13 protein-coding genes are annotated in these 15,481 nt (G+C 72.1%); 3 read left to right on the top strand and 10 right to left on the bottom strand.

The window, feature by feature from the left end; all coding sequences use genetic code 11:
• Positions 1–56 precede the first annotated feature (56 nt).
• The 5 genes from H4687_RS47660 to H4687_RS36110 form a co-directional block, all read right to left on the bottom strand.
• Positions 57–389 (bottom strand): Pycsar system effector family protein, encoded by a 333-nt coding sequence (locus tag H4687_RS47660; protein WP_233443616.1) that lies wholly within the window; start codon positions 387–389, stop codon positions 57–59.
• Positions 390–595: 206 nt separating this feature from the next.
• Positions 596–1,519: a hypothetical protein gene (locus H4687_RS36125; protein WP_046916128.1), complete on the bottom strand. Its 924-nt coding sequence runs from the start codon at positions 1,517–1,519 to the stop codon at positions 596–598.
• A complete protein-coding gene (locus tag H4687_RS36120; RefSeq protein ID WP_046916127.1) occupies positions 1,516–3,588 on the bottom strand; it encodes a hypothetical protein in 2,073 nt (690 codons plus the stop codon). The genes H4687_RS36125 and H4687_RS36120 overlap by 4 nt, the downstream gene beginning before the upstream one ends.
• Positions 3,585–4,472, bottom strand: a complete 888-nt coding sequence (locus H4687_RS36115; RefSeq protein ID WP_046916126.1) for a hypothetical protein — start codon at positions 4,470–4,472, stop codon at positions 3,585–3,587. The genes H4687_RS36120 and H4687_RS36115 overlap by 4 nt, the downstream gene beginning before the upstream one ends.
• 138 nt (positions 4,473–4,610) lie before the next feature.
• The gene (locus tag H4687_RS36110) at positions 4,611–5,399 is read right to left on the bottom strand and encodes a Crp/Fnr family transcriptional regulator (protein WP_046916125.1); all 789 of its coding nucleotides are present in this window, start codon (positions 5,397–5,399) and stop codon (positions 4,611–4,613) included.
• A 221-nt stretch (positions 5,400–5,620) separates the two neighbouring features.
• Here H4687_RS36110 and H4687_RS36105 point away from each other — a divergent pair, with 221 nt between their 5' ends.
• Positions 5,621–6,406 (top strand): MBL fold metallo-hydrolase, encoded by a 786-nt coding sequence (locus H4687_RS36105; RefSeq protein ID WP_046916124.1) that lies wholly within the window; start codon positions 5,621–5,623, stop codon positions 6,404–6,406.
• A 72-nt stretch (positions 6,407–6,478) separates the two neighbouring features.
• Here H4687_RS36105 and H4687_RS36100 read toward each other — a convergent pair whose 3' ends face one another.
• From H4687_RS36100 to H4687_RS36085, 4 genes are all read right to left on the bottom strand, one after another.
• Positions 6,479–7,174, bottom strand: a complete 696-nt coding sequence (locus H4687_RS36100) for an alpha/beta fold hydrolase (protein WP_046916123.1) — start codon at positions 7,172–7,174, stop codon at positions 6,479–6,481.
• A gap of 225 nt (positions 7,175–7,399) precedes the next feature.
• On the bottom strand, positions 7,400–8,311 hold the full coding sequence (locus H4687_RS36095; protein ID WP_046916122.1) for an alpha/beta hydrolase: 912 nt from the start codon (positions 8,309–8,311) through the stop codon (positions 7,400–7,402).
• A 123-nt stretch (positions 8,312–8,434) separates the two neighbouring features.
• Entirely contained in the window at positions 8,435–9,250 is an 816-nt protein-coding gene (locus H4687_RS36090) for a VOC family protein (protein ID WP_046916121.1), read from the bottom strand.
• Between the two features lie 134 nt (positions 9,251–9,384).
• Positions 9,385–10,053, bottom strand: a complete 669-nt coding sequence (locus H4687_RS36085; RefSeq protein WP_046916120.1) for an SDR family NAD(P)-dependent oxidoreductase — start codon at positions 10,051–10,053, stop codon at positions 9,385–9,387.
• A 178-nt stretch (positions 10,054–10,231) separates the two neighbouring features.
• On the opposite strand from H4687_RS36085, the gene H4687_RS36080 reads away from it, so the two are divergent.
• Entirely contained in the window at positions 10,232–11,110 is an 879-nt protein-coding gene (locus H4687_RS36080; protein ID WP_050399334.1) for a PaaX family transcriptional regulator, read from the top strand.
• A 61-nt stretch (positions 11,111–11,171) separates the two neighbouring features.
• Here H4687_RS36080 and H4687_RS36075 read toward each other — a convergent pair whose 3' ends face one another.
• Positions 11,172–13,514: a SpoIIE family protein phosphatase gene (locus H4687_RS36075; protein ID WP_050399333.1), complete on the bottom strand. Its 2,343-nt coding sequence runs from the start codon at positions 13,512–13,514 to the stop codon at positions 11,172–11,174.
• Between the two features lie 182 nt (positions 13,515–13,696).
• Between H4687_RS36075 and H4687_RS36070 the strand changes: the two genes are divergently transcribed.
• Positions 13,697–15,388, top strand: a complete 1,692-nt coding sequence (locus H4687_RS36070; protein ID WP_046918717.1) for a serine/threonine-protein kinase — start codon at positions 13,697–13,699, stop codon at positions 15,386–15,388.
• Positions 15,389–15,481 lie beyond the last annotated feature (93 nt).

Raw genomic sequence — 15,481 nt, 5'->3', positions numbered from 1 at the left:
TCGCAAGCAGGCCCTCCTTCGAGGGCCCTCCGAGCTTCTGCGAGACGATGCGCCGGTCAGTGACCGAGCGCAAGCAACGTGAACGCCGCGGTGATCGCTGGCAGCAGCAGGACTATGGCGTGCCGCACGCAGCGGTTCTTGGCTCGGGCGATCCTGCTGGTCTCTGTCAGCGCACGGAGTAGCCGGGCCTGGGGATCCGAACCGTCCCGCCTGAGCCCAGCCGACAAATCGGCGCGCGTTTCCGCACGCACCACGTCTTCGTAGTATGCAAGGAGGCCGCACCCTTCTTCGGCTCGTGCCCCACGGCGCGGGGCAAGAGCCAGGAGGAGAAAGACCAACGCCCCGGTCGCGGTGGCCGCTGCCGTCCACCACAAGGGGACGGCCCACACGGCATCAAGGGGACGCCGTACGAGAATGAATCCGAAGAGTGTTCCCCCTGTAGCCAGAAGAACGGCCGCCTTGCCGTCAGCTCGCCCGATCTCCAGATAGTTCTGCGCGATGAGTTCTCGCGACAGAACCACCGCGTGGTCCGTGTCCGAGGCATGGCGTTCGGGCCGGGTCCTCAATCGGGCGAGGCGCGACGACAGACCCCTTGTCACGGCGTCCCTCCCCGAAAGCCGTTCACGCCGCTGCGCGGTACACCCGAGTCATCCAGCCTGCGCAACACCTCCTCACCTTGGGGTACACCGACTTCGCCGAGGAGGCGTGCCAGGTTCACCCCGACGAAGCCCCGGTCCTCCTTCGTCAGTCCCTGGAGCGTTGCGGCCAACGTCCGCTCCCATCCATCCCGCTCGGTGAGCAGCTTGTCGTGTGCGACCGTCCAGTCGAGCACCTCCCTGGCCTGGTCGGGGTGGTGAAGCAGCCAGAGCGCCGCCAGACCGACCGGCCCACCGGCGACCACCTCGCGGTAGAAGCGGTACGCCTCGCGGTGGGCCTCACCGAAGCCCGACGGAAGGAGGAGTTCGGCCGGATGACTCGAAGCCGGCAGAAGGCCGGCTGGAGGGTCAAGGAACCAGTAGGTCAGACCCGACCCGTCGATGCTCCGTGGCTGACCAGGGGGCTCAACCTGAGAGGTCCCGTACAGGATCGGCGGCTGTCGAAGGGGATCAGAAGCACCCGGCAGTCCGCCACTTCCACGGACGTCCTGGTCGATCAGTCGGCACACGGTGTCCTCCGTGAGGCCACTCCGCGCCGCGACTACCGGGTTGCTGACCTTCCAGGCGACTTCGTAGCGTGCTCGCGATGGGGTTGATGTCGCGGGGTCCCGGCGTGGCACCTCCACCACGGTCCGGCGTTCCGCCAGCGAGACCCATCCGAACGAGTCGAACTCCCACCGGAAGGCGGTCCGGAACGACGGTCGGGGGTACCCCCAGAAGTCTCCACCGCGAGGGGGCTCAAGGCAGTCCGCCTCCGGATCCGAGAGGAAGACCAGCGCGCGATCCGAAGGCGATCCGAACCGCTGCCTCAACAGCTGCCGAACCGGTGAAGACTTGACCGGCGCAAACAGTGGCCTACTCATGACACACCCACCTTTCGCGATGCGTTCGTGTGATCTCGGTGGCGCCCCAGTAGGAAACGGATGACTCCCCGCCGATGGCGAGCGGTACGGGAGAGCTCGCTCAACACGTGGCCAAAGGCCGTCCTCTGGATCATGTCGGGCTCGGCTTCGATCCGCCCCAGCCCTTGGGCCACCGCTTCGTGCGTGGTGGGATCGTCAAGGCCGAGCACGACGATGGCGAAGCCCTGCGCCGGACAGCGCTCCAAAGTTTGGGCCAGGCTCATCCGGACGGCGCCTGGTGCCCCCGGCTGAGGGAACGTCGAAAGCGACAGGGAGTGGACGACGTGCACTGCCAACGTGTGCCGAGGTGTTCCCCGGCCGGTTTCCAGCCACCTCGCCACCGTCTCCAGGACCGCGACGTGGTTCCCCTCCTCGGTGAGGAGAGCGCCGAGCGCGAAGGCGACGGCGGCACGCAGCTTCGCTTCCAGCTCCGGAGAGGAACCGTCGAGAATGGTGTCCAGGAGCCTGAGGGCCGCGGCCGGCCTGGCGAGACCGTAGCTGCCTGCACAGGTCTCGGCGACCGTGCAGCGAAGAACGGCGGACGATCGGCTCCACCGGCGCATCTGCTCCTTGACCGCCCCCGACACCAGCGGATGCTGGACGATCTCTCCCAGCGCGACTGCGACCAGACGTCGGCGCCAACGGTCGCTCGAGGAGGCGAAGCGGTGCAGCTGAGTCAGCGCGCCGGGACCGGTGGCGTGCGCGAGTACCCGGCCTATGGCCTCTCCAGCGGCCAGATCGAGGCCTGGCTGATAGCGCAGCTGCTCAAGCGCTTCCCACAGCACGTCCGGCATGCCTTCGAAGTCCAGCCACAGGTGCCGCAGGAGTGTCGCCGAGCGGTGCCTGCCGGAGAAGACGATCGGCTGCACGGGGTAGCGATACCGGTCGGCGGTAGAGGTACGAGGTGCCAGCGGGCGGGCACCGATGGCTTCGAGTCGGTCCTCGAACGAAGGGCCGAGTACGTCCGGCAACAGATCCTCAGGGCTCTCGTGCTGTCCCTTCTTGGCCGCACGCGCACCGAGCAGGGGGCGCATCGCTGTGGCGAACTGCTCGATCACCGTGCGGTCCTGTCCAGGAAGCAGGGCGACGGCCGCCATCAAGGAGACCCTGTCGGCACTGTGCCGAGCCTGAGCGAGTGCGGACCGGGCGGCAGCTTCGGTGCCGGTCAGGAGGTCCTTGAGCACGGACCCGGTCGGTATCGAGGTCTCCACAGACTGCCGCAACGCGTCCGACACGTCGACGGCGTCGCCGGGCAGCGGATGCGTCGAGAGGTAGTCGGTGAACTCGGGGGAGGCCAGGTGCCCCAGCGAGGCTTCCAGTTGTGCACTGTCGAGCCTCTCTTCAGCGGCCGCGAGCCTCAGTCGCCTCTCAGCAACCTCGTGCGGTCCGGGCCCGGCATGCACCTCTTCCCACCGGCTGGTGTCTGACGGCAACCAGGCATCCTGCGCCATGGTGACGACCAGGTGCGCCCCGGCGCCGCGCAAGGCCTCGGCCAGGCCCGCCAGCCGCACGTCGTCGAGGGATCGGGCGGATGCCGCCGGCAAGCCTTGTAGGAGGTACCCACGGTCGGCCTTAGGACGCCATGTCGACAGATCCACCATCGCGTCCAGGCCCGTGACACCACCCTCGCCGTGCCTGTCAGCGAGAAGGGCAAACGCCGCCGTGGCGACGCCCGTTCCAGCCCTCGCTCTGAGCAGCACGATCCGGCTGTCCAGCGCCTTCCGACAGCGTGCGTACGACGGCGGTTCGACGAATCCGTACAGCCGGTCGCGCACCTCTTCCGCCGGATAGGGCCCCTCGCGCAGACGCGGCTTGAGGATTCGCTCGGTGGCCTCGTCGTTCCACGCACTGATGTTCAGGTAGGTGAAGTCACCGCCGACGTTTCCCATCAACGCGACGCCGCTGTCCACCCGTTGCCGGCCCTCACGGAGGGAACTGCGCTGAGCTGCGCCCGGGCCGACCGACGGATCAGGCTGGGCGGTGTCCGGCTGGATGTCCGGCTCAGCGGCCGAGTCCCGTCCGGCGTTCACCGCCGGTCCCCGTCGCCGGCTCGCTTGTCACCCACGACGTTGTCTCCGCTGCCCCAGTGCTGGTTGGTTCCGCGGTACGTAGTCGTGGGCGCGCTATAGGTGAAGTCACGACCGACGTTGCCCATGACCGCGGCACCCTCCCCGACATGCTGGGCGTTTCCGCTGTACTCCGCGCCTGGCCCCTTGTCCGGTGCCGCGGCGGGCGCCGTCGGCACCACGCCTACGGGTTCCTCACGCGGCTGGATGCCCGCCCGCACAAGGTTCCCGGAAGGCGAAGGGACGTACAGCCAGGCCCGCTGCGAGAAGTTCTTTCCTTCGACGGTGGCCGAAACCTCGACGCACCGGTCGGGGTGGAGCCCTGTGTAGGCGCCCAGCACGACGTCTTCGTAGACCCGTTCCGAGACGATTGCGGCGAGGTGGGTCACCTCCTCGCTCGCCGCGGCGAGGATCGCCTTGACCGGACGTGCGTCCAGGAGTCGGTGCATGTCGTTGCGGGCCGTACCGTTGCCGTCTCCGGGCTCGCCCCCGTCGGGCAGCGGGCCGACGTGGACGCTGGCCCGGAGTCTGATCCGCGGTCCCACGGCCTGCCGGTTGTACGAACCGAGCACGTCGTCCAGAACGCCCAGGAAGGGCCAGAGCACGAAGGGCAGATGCATCGGATCGAACCCGAAGACGACGCCGTCCCCCGTATTGGCGGGAAACCTCTGGGCATCGCGCAACTGGTGCAAGCCGGCCCGCTCGAGGGCCTGGTCCACGAGTTGGGGAATGAGCTGGCTGACCGGGCCGTGTTGAGCGGCAGGCAGGCCGGTGAAGTCCTTTGCGTCAACGGCGAACAGGGCACGGTACGGCGGGAGCGGTCGGCTTTCGGCATACGGATGAGGCATGGGGACGGGCACGCGGAATCTCCTGACGAATGGTCCGTTGAGCAGCCGTATTCGGTCTGCTTCGAGGTTCCATCCGTGCCGCTCCGCTCAGTGCACAGCGCTGGGCGCATGGAGTGTGGCCCGGGTCACAGACTGTCGTCAATCGGCCGCCGCCCAGCGCTGCAGGGCTTCCATGTCCCTGATGACGATCACCCGCCGCGCCGTTTCGATGAGCCCGACGGCCCGCAGTTGCCCCAACGCGCTGATGACCGCATTGCGTGTCACGCCGATTGCCTGCGCGACCTCTTCCTGGTTCAGGCCGGTCAGCCGAACGGCGTTGCTCTCCGCCATCTGCCCGGTGAGCACGGCCAGCCTCAGGAGCGTGCGCGCCAGCCGCACGACCAAGGGCAGGGTCTGCAGTTCACCTCGGTGGAGGTCCGACTCGCGCATCCTGGCGAGTGCCTGGCGCATCAGGTGGATGACCAGTCCGCGCTCCTCGACGAACCGCACGAAGCGCTCGGCGTCCAGGACGACCGCAACACAGGGCGTCAAGGCGACAACGTCTGCCGTGCGTGCGGTTCCGTTGAAGACCGAGACCTCGCCCAGGAGGTCCCCCGGCCCTCGGAACGCAAGCCAGGTGTTGGCACCGTTGGGCTCTCGGCACACCACCTTGGCCAACCCGGAGGTAAGGGCCAGGAGGTGGGTCCCGGGAGATCCCTGCCGCAGCATCACGCTGCGCTTCGGAAACGTCCTGGTCACGCCTTGACTGCGCAGGTCGCGCCAGACTTCATCGGACAGCACGAGTCGCCTTCCCATCACGCCCACACCGGTGCACATCGGACCCACGAGTTGTACGCCGATGTTGCGGGCAACATCGACGATCAGGTGACGTTGACCGAAAGCGATCGTGGAGGTCGGGCTCAGCTCGCTGCTCGGCCGCGAGCACACCGCCTTTCACGAGGTCGTTCGACCCCGGCGGGGCGCATCCTGGCTGCGGGATCGAGAGGGGGAGTGACTCGCTGAGGGCCCCGAGCACCAGCACCCGTCGGGAGCCCCGGCCCCGCCTCGTGACCGGAGTGACGGCCGTACGCTGTCTCCCGGTCCTCTCGGAAGGGGGCCGGGAGCGGGATACGTCGCTCTCCCGTCGACGTCGCGAAAGCGGTGCTGCCGTGAAGGTCCACCACCTCAACTGCGGGACCATGCTCCCCCTCACCGGCGCGCTGGTCTGCCACGTCCTGCTCGTCGAGACGCCGGGCGGGCTCGTGCTGGTGGACTCCGGGTTCGGGTTGCGTGATGTCGCCGATCCCCGGCGCCGGCTGGGGCGGGACCGGCATCTGCTCAGGCCGGTGCTCCGGGAGGAGGAGACGGCCGCGTGTCAGGTCGAGGCGCTCGGGTTCCGGCGGGACGACGTGCGGCACATCGTCGTCACGCACTTCGACCTCGACCACATCGGAGGGCTGGCCGACTTCCCCGACGCGCAGGTCCACACGACCGCCGCCGAGGCCCTGGGGTCCATGGTCTCCCCGTCGCGGCGGGAGCGTTCGCGCTACCGGCCGGTCCAGTGGGCCCACGGCCCGAAGATCGTCGAGCACACCCCGGACGGCGAGGCGTGGCGCGGTTTCGCCGCCGCCGAGGAACTCGACGCCGTCGCCCCGGGGATCGTGCTGATCTCCCTGCCGGGGCACACCCGGGGCCATGCCTGCGTCGCGGTGGACACCGGAAGCGGCTGGATCCTGCACGCCGGTGACGCCTTCTTCCACCGCGCGACGCTCGACGGACACGCCCCGGTGCCGCGCGCCCTGCGCACGGTGGAGAACCTGTTGGCGGACGACCGGAGGAAGGTCCGCGACAACCACGCCCGGCTGGCCGAGCTGCACCGGCGCGAGGAGAGCGACCTGCGCATCGTCAACGCGCACGATCCCGTGCTGTGGGAGAGGGCGCGCGGTACGGCGTGAAGGACGGCCTGAAGGACGGCTCGAAAGCCGGTCGGGGGCGCTCCGGTCGCGGGGCGGCGGGCGGCGCGGACGTCAGATCCAGCCGTCCAGGGACTTCATGAAGCCGTCGAAGTCGTCGCGGTGGATGGTGTGTCCCGCGCCGGTGACCGTACGGACCTCGAAGCCGCTCGCCCGGAGCCGGTCGGCGTCCTCGGGCCCCACCAGGAAGCTGGGGTCGGCGAGTTGGACCAGGGAGGGCACGGCGGGGCGGTCGGGGACGAAGCCGGTGAGCGGGCGGCCGCCGAGGAAGTGCGCGGAGGCGGCGTCCCACGCGGCCAGCGTGGCCATCTCGATGTCGACGTCCTCGGCGTCCCAGCGCGGGTTGAGCGCGACGGTCTGCGCGCGGCCGGCGCGCTTGAAGGCGGCGAAGATCTCGGGGCCGATGTGCCGGGCGGGGTCGGCCGAGGACCAGGCCGGGTCCGAGTAGACCGCCCGCAGGGGGCGCAGCCGCTCCACGGCGAGGGACAGGGTGAGCCCGCCCAGGGAGTGACCGAGGGCCAGGTCCGCCCGGCGGGGCAGCGTGTCGACGAGGTCGTCGGCGAAGAGTTCCGGGCTGTACTCACCGCGTGGCGAGACTCCGTGGCCGCGCAGGTCCACGGCGATCACCCGGTAGCCGCGCTCCACGAGCGCCGGAGCCACGCGTCGCCAGGTACGGGAGTCCGACATGATGCCGTGCACGAGCAGGGCCGTCCGCTCACCCGCGCCCCATTCCCGGGTGTGGAGCCGCACATCGCACCTTTCGTCCACGGAGACCGACGGAGCGCCGGCCTCCCGCTGCGCCTCAGGCTAACGCCCTCGGTCCCCTGGCTTCGAGCGCCCCGGGCCACCCGGCCGTTCCCGGCACGGCGAGACCTCCCGCGCCCAACGATGCGGCGGGGGAGGTCTGTTCGGCCGTGGGAGGCCTGCGCGGCGAGCCGGCGAGGGGTGGACGCCGGGCCGTCGGCGGGGGCCGGATCAGGCGGCGTCGGGGACCGTGGCGTCGAGCGCCGTGCGCAGGGCCTCGGCCATCAGGGCTATCGCCTCCTTGCCCTCCGGCACCGGGCCGGTGTGGGTGAAGTAGTGGTCGACGCCCTCGAAGAGGCGGTGGGTGACCGGGACGCCCGCGGCCTGGAGGGCCTTGGCGTAGGCGTCGCCCTCGTCGCGCAGACGGTCGTTCTCGGCGGTGATGACGAGGGCGGGCGGCAGTCCGGTGAGGTCGTCGGCGAGGCCGGGCGAGACCAGAGGGTCGGTGAGGTCGGCCGGGTCGGGGACGTAGGCGGCGGTGAAGATCCGCATGAGCTGGGGAGTGAGCAGCGGCTTGGCGATGCGGGACCGCTTGGTGGCCGGGTCGGCGCGCATGTCGAGCGGGGCGGAGTCGATGATCTGGAGGCGGGGGGTGAAGGTGCCCCGGTCGCGGGCCGTACGGCAGATCCCGGCGGCCAGGTTGGCTCCCGCGCTGTGTCCGCCCACGGCGACCCGTGTACCGTCCCAGCCGTGCGCCGAGCCGTTCTCGACGATCCACTCGGTGACGTCGTAGGCCTGCGTGACGGCGGTGGGGAAGACTCGCTGCGGTGCGACGGCGTAGTCCACGTTGATCACCACACAGCCGGCCGTGGCGGCTATGGAGCGGCAGATGTGGTCGTCCTGCTCGGGGCGGGCCACGATGAAGCCGCCGCCGTGGAAGTTGACGTACACGGGGGCCGGGGCGGCGGTGTCGGCCGGCGGGCGGTAGACCGTGCACTGGACCGGTCCGGCGCCGGTCTCGACGCGAAGGGTTTCCGTCCGCGTCGGGACATCGGTGAAGCGCAGGTCCTTGTGGACACGGGTCATGACGCCGCTGAGCAGCAGCTGGACCCCTCTGGCCTTGAAACTGGCACTGAACGGCATGATCGGCCCCGCCCATCCCTACAACGTTGAATTAACAGGATTCCTGTTGATGGGATGATGGCCGCTGATCCTGTTTCGCGCAATGGCCGGGAGCCGGGAGATATGGTCCGGCGGACGCGCCGGTCAGCTCTCGGCGGGGGCGAGGAGCACGAAGTCCGCGCGGGACGGGTCGAGACAGACGGCCAGCCGGCCGACGCCCTCCATGTCCACGGGTCCCATCTGCACACTGCCGCCGTGCCCGGTGACGGCGGCGACCGCGGCGTCGCAGTCGGTGACGGCGAAGACGGGGTGCCAGTAGGGCCGTCCGTCCGTCAGTGCGAGGTCCTGCGGGCGGAGTTGCATCACGCCGCCCTGCATCCGCTCCTCCGGGAGTCCGGCGGGCGTGACGAGGCTGTACGTGCCCGCGCCCTCCGGCAGGGGCATGTCGCCGAACCGCCAGCCGAAGACGCCGCCGTAGAACTCCTTGGCGGCCGCGGCGTCGGTCGTGTACAGCTCGGTCCAGGACAGTGAGCCCGGCTCGTCCGCCAGCTCGAACCCCGCGTTGGCGCCCGGCTGCCACGCCGCGAACTGGCCGCCCTGCGGGTCGCTGAACTGCGCCATCCGCCCCCAGTCTCCGAGGTCCCGCGGCGCCACGCGCACCGTGCCACCGGCGCTCTCCACGGCCCGGGTCGTGGCGTCCGCGTCCGTGACGGTGTAGTAGATCATCCAGGCCGGGCGCGCGCCCTTCTCGGTGAGTTCGCCCAGCCCGCCGACGATCTTGCCGTCCTTGCGGAAGACTCCACCCTCACCCTCCATGCCCTCGTCCGCGTCCCCGCCGCCGCCCATCGGCTCGTACTCCCAGCCGAGCACCGAGTGGTAGAAGGCCGCCGCGGCCGGTACGTCGGGGGCGCCGAGGTCGAGCCAGCAGGGGGAGCCGGGGGTGAGGTCGGTGGTGATCACGGGATACCCCTTCGCGTTCGCGGATCCGGTGATCCCAGCCTGACACCCGCCCCGCGCGACCGCGCGTCGGCCGCGTCACGGGCGGGCGGGCCGGTCGCCGCCGGACCGCGGAGGGACTGCTGCGAGGCGTCGGGTCAGGAGGCGTCGAGGTCGTCGGCGAAGTGACGGAAGCCGTGCCGGTCGCGGTGGATGCCCCACAGGGTGTCCGCGAGGACGGCCGGGTCCTTCCTGGGGTGCCCGGGGACGATCGCGCCGGGCACGACCAGCTGGGCGACATGGATGCCCTCTCCCGCGAGGGTGTCGTGCAGCATCCGGCCGTACGCGCTCTCGGCGGCGAACGCGACGGACGTGCCGGCCCGGTCGGGGTGCGGGACCACGGCGGTGCCGCCGTTGACGAGGAGGACCGTGCCCCGGCCGAGGTCGCGCATGCCGGGCAGCACCTGCCGGACGGCGGCGACCGCGCCGTAGACGGAGAACTCGATCGGGCCGACCAGGTCGGCGGGGCCCGTCCGCAGCACCGGCAGCATGAAGTCCCGGTGCGGCAGCGGGCTGTACTGCAGGACCTCGACCGGCCCCAGCGCCGTGTGCGCCGCCTCCAGCGCGGCGGTCAGGGCGTCCGGGTCGCGTACGTCCGCGGCGAAGCCCTGGGCCGTGACGCCCTGGTCGGCCAGGTCGGCGGCGAGCGCCCTCGTCCGCTCCGGGTCGCGGGCGACGAGCGCCACGGCGAACCCCTCACGGCCGAAGCGACGGGCGACGGCCGCGCCGAGGCCCGGCCCGGCTCCGATGACGGCGATGGTGGTCATGGCTTCCAGCTTTCCTGGCCGAGGGGCGGTGCGGCCCCGCCCCGGGGACGCGTTCGACGGTCCCCATCGTGACGCAGGGCGCCCCCGCGTCGGCAGGACGCCCCCGGTCCGTCCACGGCACGGTGACCTGGTACGGCCGCCCGCGGGAGCGCCGACGGGCGGCCGTACGCTGGCCCCCGTGGAGGACTACGACATCCTGGACACCCCGGACCGCGAGACACCGGACAGCGACACCGCGGGCGGCCCGCAGCCGCGCCCGCAGTCGCTGATGCTCGCGTTCTTCGGCAACCACGTGCTGGAGGAGGGCGATCGCGACCGGTGCGTGTACTCGGGCAGCATCATCGACGTGCTGGGCCGGGTCGGCGTCGGTGAACAGGCCGTACGCTCCACGCTGACCCGCATGGTCAACCGCGGTCTGCTGCGGCGCCGGCGCGAGGGCCGCAGGATGTACTTCGGCCTCACACCGCAGGCGACACGCGTCCTGCTGGACGGCCGCACCCGCATCTGGCGGCAGGGCGCGGTCAACGACGACTGGGACGGCACCTGGACCCTCCTCGGCTTCTCCCTCCCCGACTCCTGGAAGCGCCAGCGGCACGACCTGCGCTCGCGACTGACCTGGTCCGGGTTCGGCGCCCTCTACAACGGGCTGTGGATCGCCCCGGGGGACGTCGACATCACCGGTGTCGTCGCGGAGCTGGGACTCACCGGCCACGTCAAGATCTTCCACGCCCGGGCGGACGTCGCCACCGACATCGAGCTGATGATCCGCGACACCTGGGACCTGGAGGGCATCGCCGCCCGCTACGTCGCCTTCGACAAGCGCTGGACGGCCCACCTGGGCGCCGGTTCGGCCGAGGACCCGATCGCGACACGTCTGCGGCTGGTCAGCGACTGGCTCCGGACCGTCCGCGCCGACCCCCGCCTCCCCGCCCGCCACCTTCCCCCCGACTGGCCGGCCCGCCCCGCCGAGGACACCTTCCGCCGGGTCGCGGACCGGACCGAGGAGCCCGCCCGGCGGATGGCCGACGCCCTCCTCGACACGGTCGCGCCGAGCTAGCCCCGGCCCGCCGGGCCGGCCCTGCCTCGCGTGGGGCCTTCGCGCACCCCCCGGACGGCCCCTAGAAGGCCGCCAGGGCCGCGAGCGGGACGGTGGCGGAGTCGCTCAGCTCGGCCCAGACCGTCTTGCCCCGGCGGACGCGGCGGGTGCCCCAGTGCTCGGCGAGCTGGGCGACCAGGAGGAGCCCGCGGCCGCCCTCGTCGAAGACGCGGGCGCGGCGCAGGTGCGGGGTGGTGCCGCCGGAGTCGGAGACCTCGCACAGCAGGGTGCGGTCGCGGATCAGGCGCAGCCGGATCGGGGGCCGGCCGTAGCGGATGGCGTTGGTGACGAGTTCGCTGACCACCAGCTCGGCGGTGAACTCCAGCTCCGCGAGGCCCCAGTCGCCGAGCTGCCGGGTGACGTGGGCCCTGGCCCTGGCCACGGCGGCGGGTTCGGCCTCCAGGTCCCAGGTGGCGACCTGGCCCGCACCGAGGCGGCGGGTCCGGGCCAGGAGCAGGGCGACGTCGTCGGGCGGCCTGGCGGGCAGCAGGGCTTCGAGCAAGGCGTCGCAGGTGGCCTCCAGCGAGGCGGCGGGCCGGGCGAGGGCGTCACGGAGCCGGTCCAGGCCCGCGCCGATGTCGTGGTCCCGCGCCTCGACCAGACCGTCGGTGTAGAGCGCGAGCAGGCTGCCCTCGGGCAGTTCGATCTCCGCCGTCTCGAACGGCAGCCCGCCGAGGCCGAGGGGCGGACCCGGGGGCAGGTCCAGGATGTCGACGGTGCCGTCCGCCCTCGCCAGGGCGGGCAGCACATGCCCGGCGCGGGCGAGGGTGCAGCGGCGTGAGACGGGGTCGTACACCGCGTAGAGGCAGGTGGCACCGATGTCCCCGCCTCCGCCGCCGGCATCGGCTCCCGCCCCGGCCTCGGCCCCGGTCCGGCTCCCCGCGCCCGCCCCATCGTCCGCGTCGTCGTCCTCCACCTCGGCGGCCAGGCGGATCACCACGTCGTCCAGGTGTGTGAGGAGTTCGTCGGGCGGCAGGTCGATGTCCGCGAGGGTGCGTACGGCCGTCCTGAGGCGGCCCATCGTGGCGGCGGCGTGGATGCCGTGGCCCACGACGTCACCCACGACGAGGGCGACCCTGGCCCCGGAGAGCGGGATGACGTCGTACCAGTCGCCGCCCACCCCGCCGTGGGCATCGGCCGGCAGGTAGCGGAAGGCCACGTCGACGGCGGACTGGCGCGGAGTTCGGCGCGGGAGCAGGCTGCGTTGCAGGGTGAGGGCGGTGGCGCGGGCATGCGTGTAGCGGCGGGCGTTGTCCACGGCGACCGCCGCGCGGGCGGCGATCTCCTGGGCCAGCAGCAGGTCCTCGTCGTCGAACGCGTCGGGGTTGCGGTCCCGGCAGAACTGCGCGACACCGAGCGTGGCGCCCCGGGCGCGCAACGGCACCACCAGCGTGGAGTGGACCGTGCGGGCAGAGCCGGGGGGCTTGCCGTCCGCGCTCGCCGGTCCCCGTCCCCTGTCCCCCACCGTGTCGTCGCCGTCGTCCCTCACGGCCTCCCCCGCGTCCTCCCCCGCGCCGCCGTCGGCCGGGGGTTCCGCGGGGCCGTGCGGGTCGTGCGGTCCCCGGCCGCCGTCGGCGAGGCGGTGCCTGGTCGGCTGGCCCGTGGCGAGAGCGCGGGCCGGTGGCGAGCCGGGCGGGAAGGTGTGGGGGTGCCGCCGGGAGGGCGCCGGGTCCGGGTGGGTGGCCGACCGCTGGGCGAGGCGGTGGAGCGCGGGTGACGCGGGCGGTTCGTCCGCCGGGGCGTCGTGGGCGGTGAGCGCGGAGCGGAGCAGGTCGACGGTGACGAGGTCGGCGAAGTGCTCGGTGGCGAAGTCGGCCAGTTCCTGGGCGGTGCGGGCGATGTCCAGGGTGGTGCCGATGCGCACGCTCGCCTCGTTCACCATCGACAGGCGCCACCGCAGCCGCCGGTCCCGTTCCTCCTCGTACGCCACGACGCCCTGCTCGGAGGTGCGGTCCACGTACCCGGTCGCCGTGGCGATCAGGCTGCGCGTGGCCTCGCTGATCAGGGCCGCGTCGTCGGTACGCCGGGCCATCTCCTCCAGCAGCCGGTCGAGGATGATGCCCTGTCCGAGCCGGAAGGCCCGCAGCAACGCGCTGACGGGGATGCCGTGCCGGGCGACGCGACGGACGCGCTCCAGCTCGGCGTCCGGCACCTCGATGCCGTCCGGGTCGACGCCGTACTGGAGGGCGGACAGCACCGCCATGACGTGTTCGGCGACGTTCTTGGAGGCCATGGCGTCGGGGTGCGCCCACAGTTCGGGCATCTCCCGGCGCAGGCACCACTCCACCTCGGCGGTCAGCTCGTCCGCCCGGGGGACGAGCTCACGCGCGACGCGGGACACGAGACCGTCAGCCGTGAGGTCCACAGTCACGACGGTACGCCGAACCACCGCCCACGCCCCACCGCTGGCCCGCGGCCGCCGTCAGCCCGCGCGGCGCCGTCCAGGGGGTCGACCACGTCTGCGGGTGGTCCTCCTTCCCGGCCCTCGCCCACAGCCGGTTAAGGTGACGAGGCGAATCGAACGTATGCAGGGCTGGCGGAGGGCACGTGGTGTCGGACGTAGGGCGGCTCGTCGCCGGGCGCTACCGGCTCACGGAGCAGATAGGCCGCGGCGGCATGGGCACCGTGTGGCGCGCCGGGGACGAGGTCCTCGGCCGTCAGGTCGCGGTGAAGCGGCTGCACGTGCAGCCGCATCTGTCCCCCGACGACCTCGTCACCCTGTACGAGCGCACGCGCCGTGAGGCCCGGAGCGCGGCCCGGATCGCCCACCCGAACGTGATCGTCGTCCATGACGTCGTGGACGACCATGTGGACGGCCATCCGGACGGCCACGAGGACGGTGTGCGGGGCGGTTTCGGGGCCGGGGCCGGGACGGGTGACGGCCGGCCCTGCATCGTCATGGAGTACGTCCCGGCGCCCACGCTCGCCGACCTCCTCACGGACGGCCGGACCCTCCCGCCCGAGGAGGCGGCCCGGATCGGTCTGGGCATGGTCGCCGCGCTGCGCGCCGCGCACGCCGCCGGCGTACTGCACCGGGACGTCAAGCCCGGCAACGTCCTGCTCGCCGCCGAAGGGCGGGTCGTCCTCACCGACTTCGGCATCGCGATGACCGCCGACGCCTCCACCCTCACCAGAACCGGCGAGATGGTCGGCTCGATCCACTACATGGCCCCGGAGCGCATCCGCGGCCAGAAGCCCGGCCCGGCCTCGGATCTGTGGGCCCTGGGCGCGACTCTCTACCAAGCCGTCGAGGGCCGCCCGCCGTTCCGCCGCCTCACCGCGATGGAGGCCGCGTACGCCATCGCGGTGGACCCCCTGGAGCCCCTGAAGCAGGGCGGCGCCCTCGAACCCCTCATCGAGGCCCTGCTCGCCAAGGACCCCGCCGACCGCCCCACCATCGACCAGACGGAACGGGCACTGCGAGCCGCGGTGGCCGGCCAGCCGACGACCGCCCTGCCGATACCGGGGGTCGGGGGCGGCCTTGCCGACGGGGCTCGGGACAGCGGCGACAGCAGGGTTCCGGCCGACGAGGACACGCTGCTCGCCGGGTGGTCCGCCGGGGAGTCGTACACCGATCCCGGCGCGGGAAGGGCGACAGGCCCCGACGCCGACCGACCGTCCCGTCAGGGCCGGAAGAAGCGCCGGATCCTCGTCCCGGTCGCCGTCGCGGTGACCGTGGCCGCGATGGTCGTCGGGGCCGCGCTGTACGTGACGGCGGACCCCGACGGGAACACGGTGTCACCGAGCGGCGGAAGGACGGCGACCGCCACCCCGTCCTCCACCCCGCCCGTCCCGGACGGCTTCCGCCTGGTCACGGAGAAGGGGCTCGGCATCTCCCTCCCCGTCCCGGACGGCTGGAAGGTCAGCAAGCGGACGGCCGAGACGGTCACCTACACCGACCAGACGAAACTGGCCGAACTCACGATCGGCGTCGTGGACCCCGCCGGCTCGCACCCCATGGCCCACTTCGAGGACATCGAGGCGAACACCAAGCTCAACTACCCCGGTTCGTACCGCAGACTGCGCCTGCAGAAGACGACCTTCCGTGAACTGCCCGCCGCCATCTGGGAGTTCACCTTCCAGGGCCGCGCCCGCGCCTTCCGCGCCATCGATCTGGGATTCGGCCGCGAGGGCGAACGGGAGTACGACATCTACCTGTCGGCCCCGGACCTCGACTGGGACACCTACCGCCCCGTCTTCGACACGGCTAGGGACGGCTTGACGACGGGCGTCTCCTGATCCGGGGCGCGTGGCGCGGGCGACGGGCCGGTCCTGCGTCCCTCCTCCGCGAGACCCTCTTCCTCATCGGGCGCCCGTCTGCCTAGCGTGCGC

The sequence above is a fragment of the Streptomyces stelliscabiei genome, from assembly GCF_014873495.1.
In the GTDB taxonomy this organism is placed as follows: Bacteria; Actinomycetota; Actinomycetes; order Streptomycetales; family Streptomycetaceae; genus Streptomyces; species Streptomyces bottropensis.
Note: the sequence above shows the minus strand (reverse complement) of the source record. Positions and strands in the feature narration are given on the sequence as shown.

Coding starts and splice junctions, on each gene's coding strand:
- H4687_RS36125 (WP_046916128.1), bottom strand. CDS start 1,519: ATGAGTAGGCCACTGTTTGCGCCGGTCAAGTCTTCACCGGTTCGGCAG.
- H4687_RS36115 (WP_046916126.1), bottom strand. CDS start 4,472: ATGCCTCATCCGTATGCCGAAAGCCGACCGCTCCCGCCGTACCGTGCC.
- H4687_RS36095 (WP_046916122.1), bottom strand. CDS start 8,311: ATGCCGTTCAGTGCCAGTTTCAAGGCCAGAGGGGTCCAGCTGCTGCTC.
- H4687_RS36085 (WP_046916120.1), bottom strand. CDS start 10,053: ATGACCACCATCGCCGTCATCGGAGCCGGGCCGGGCCTCGGCGCGGCC.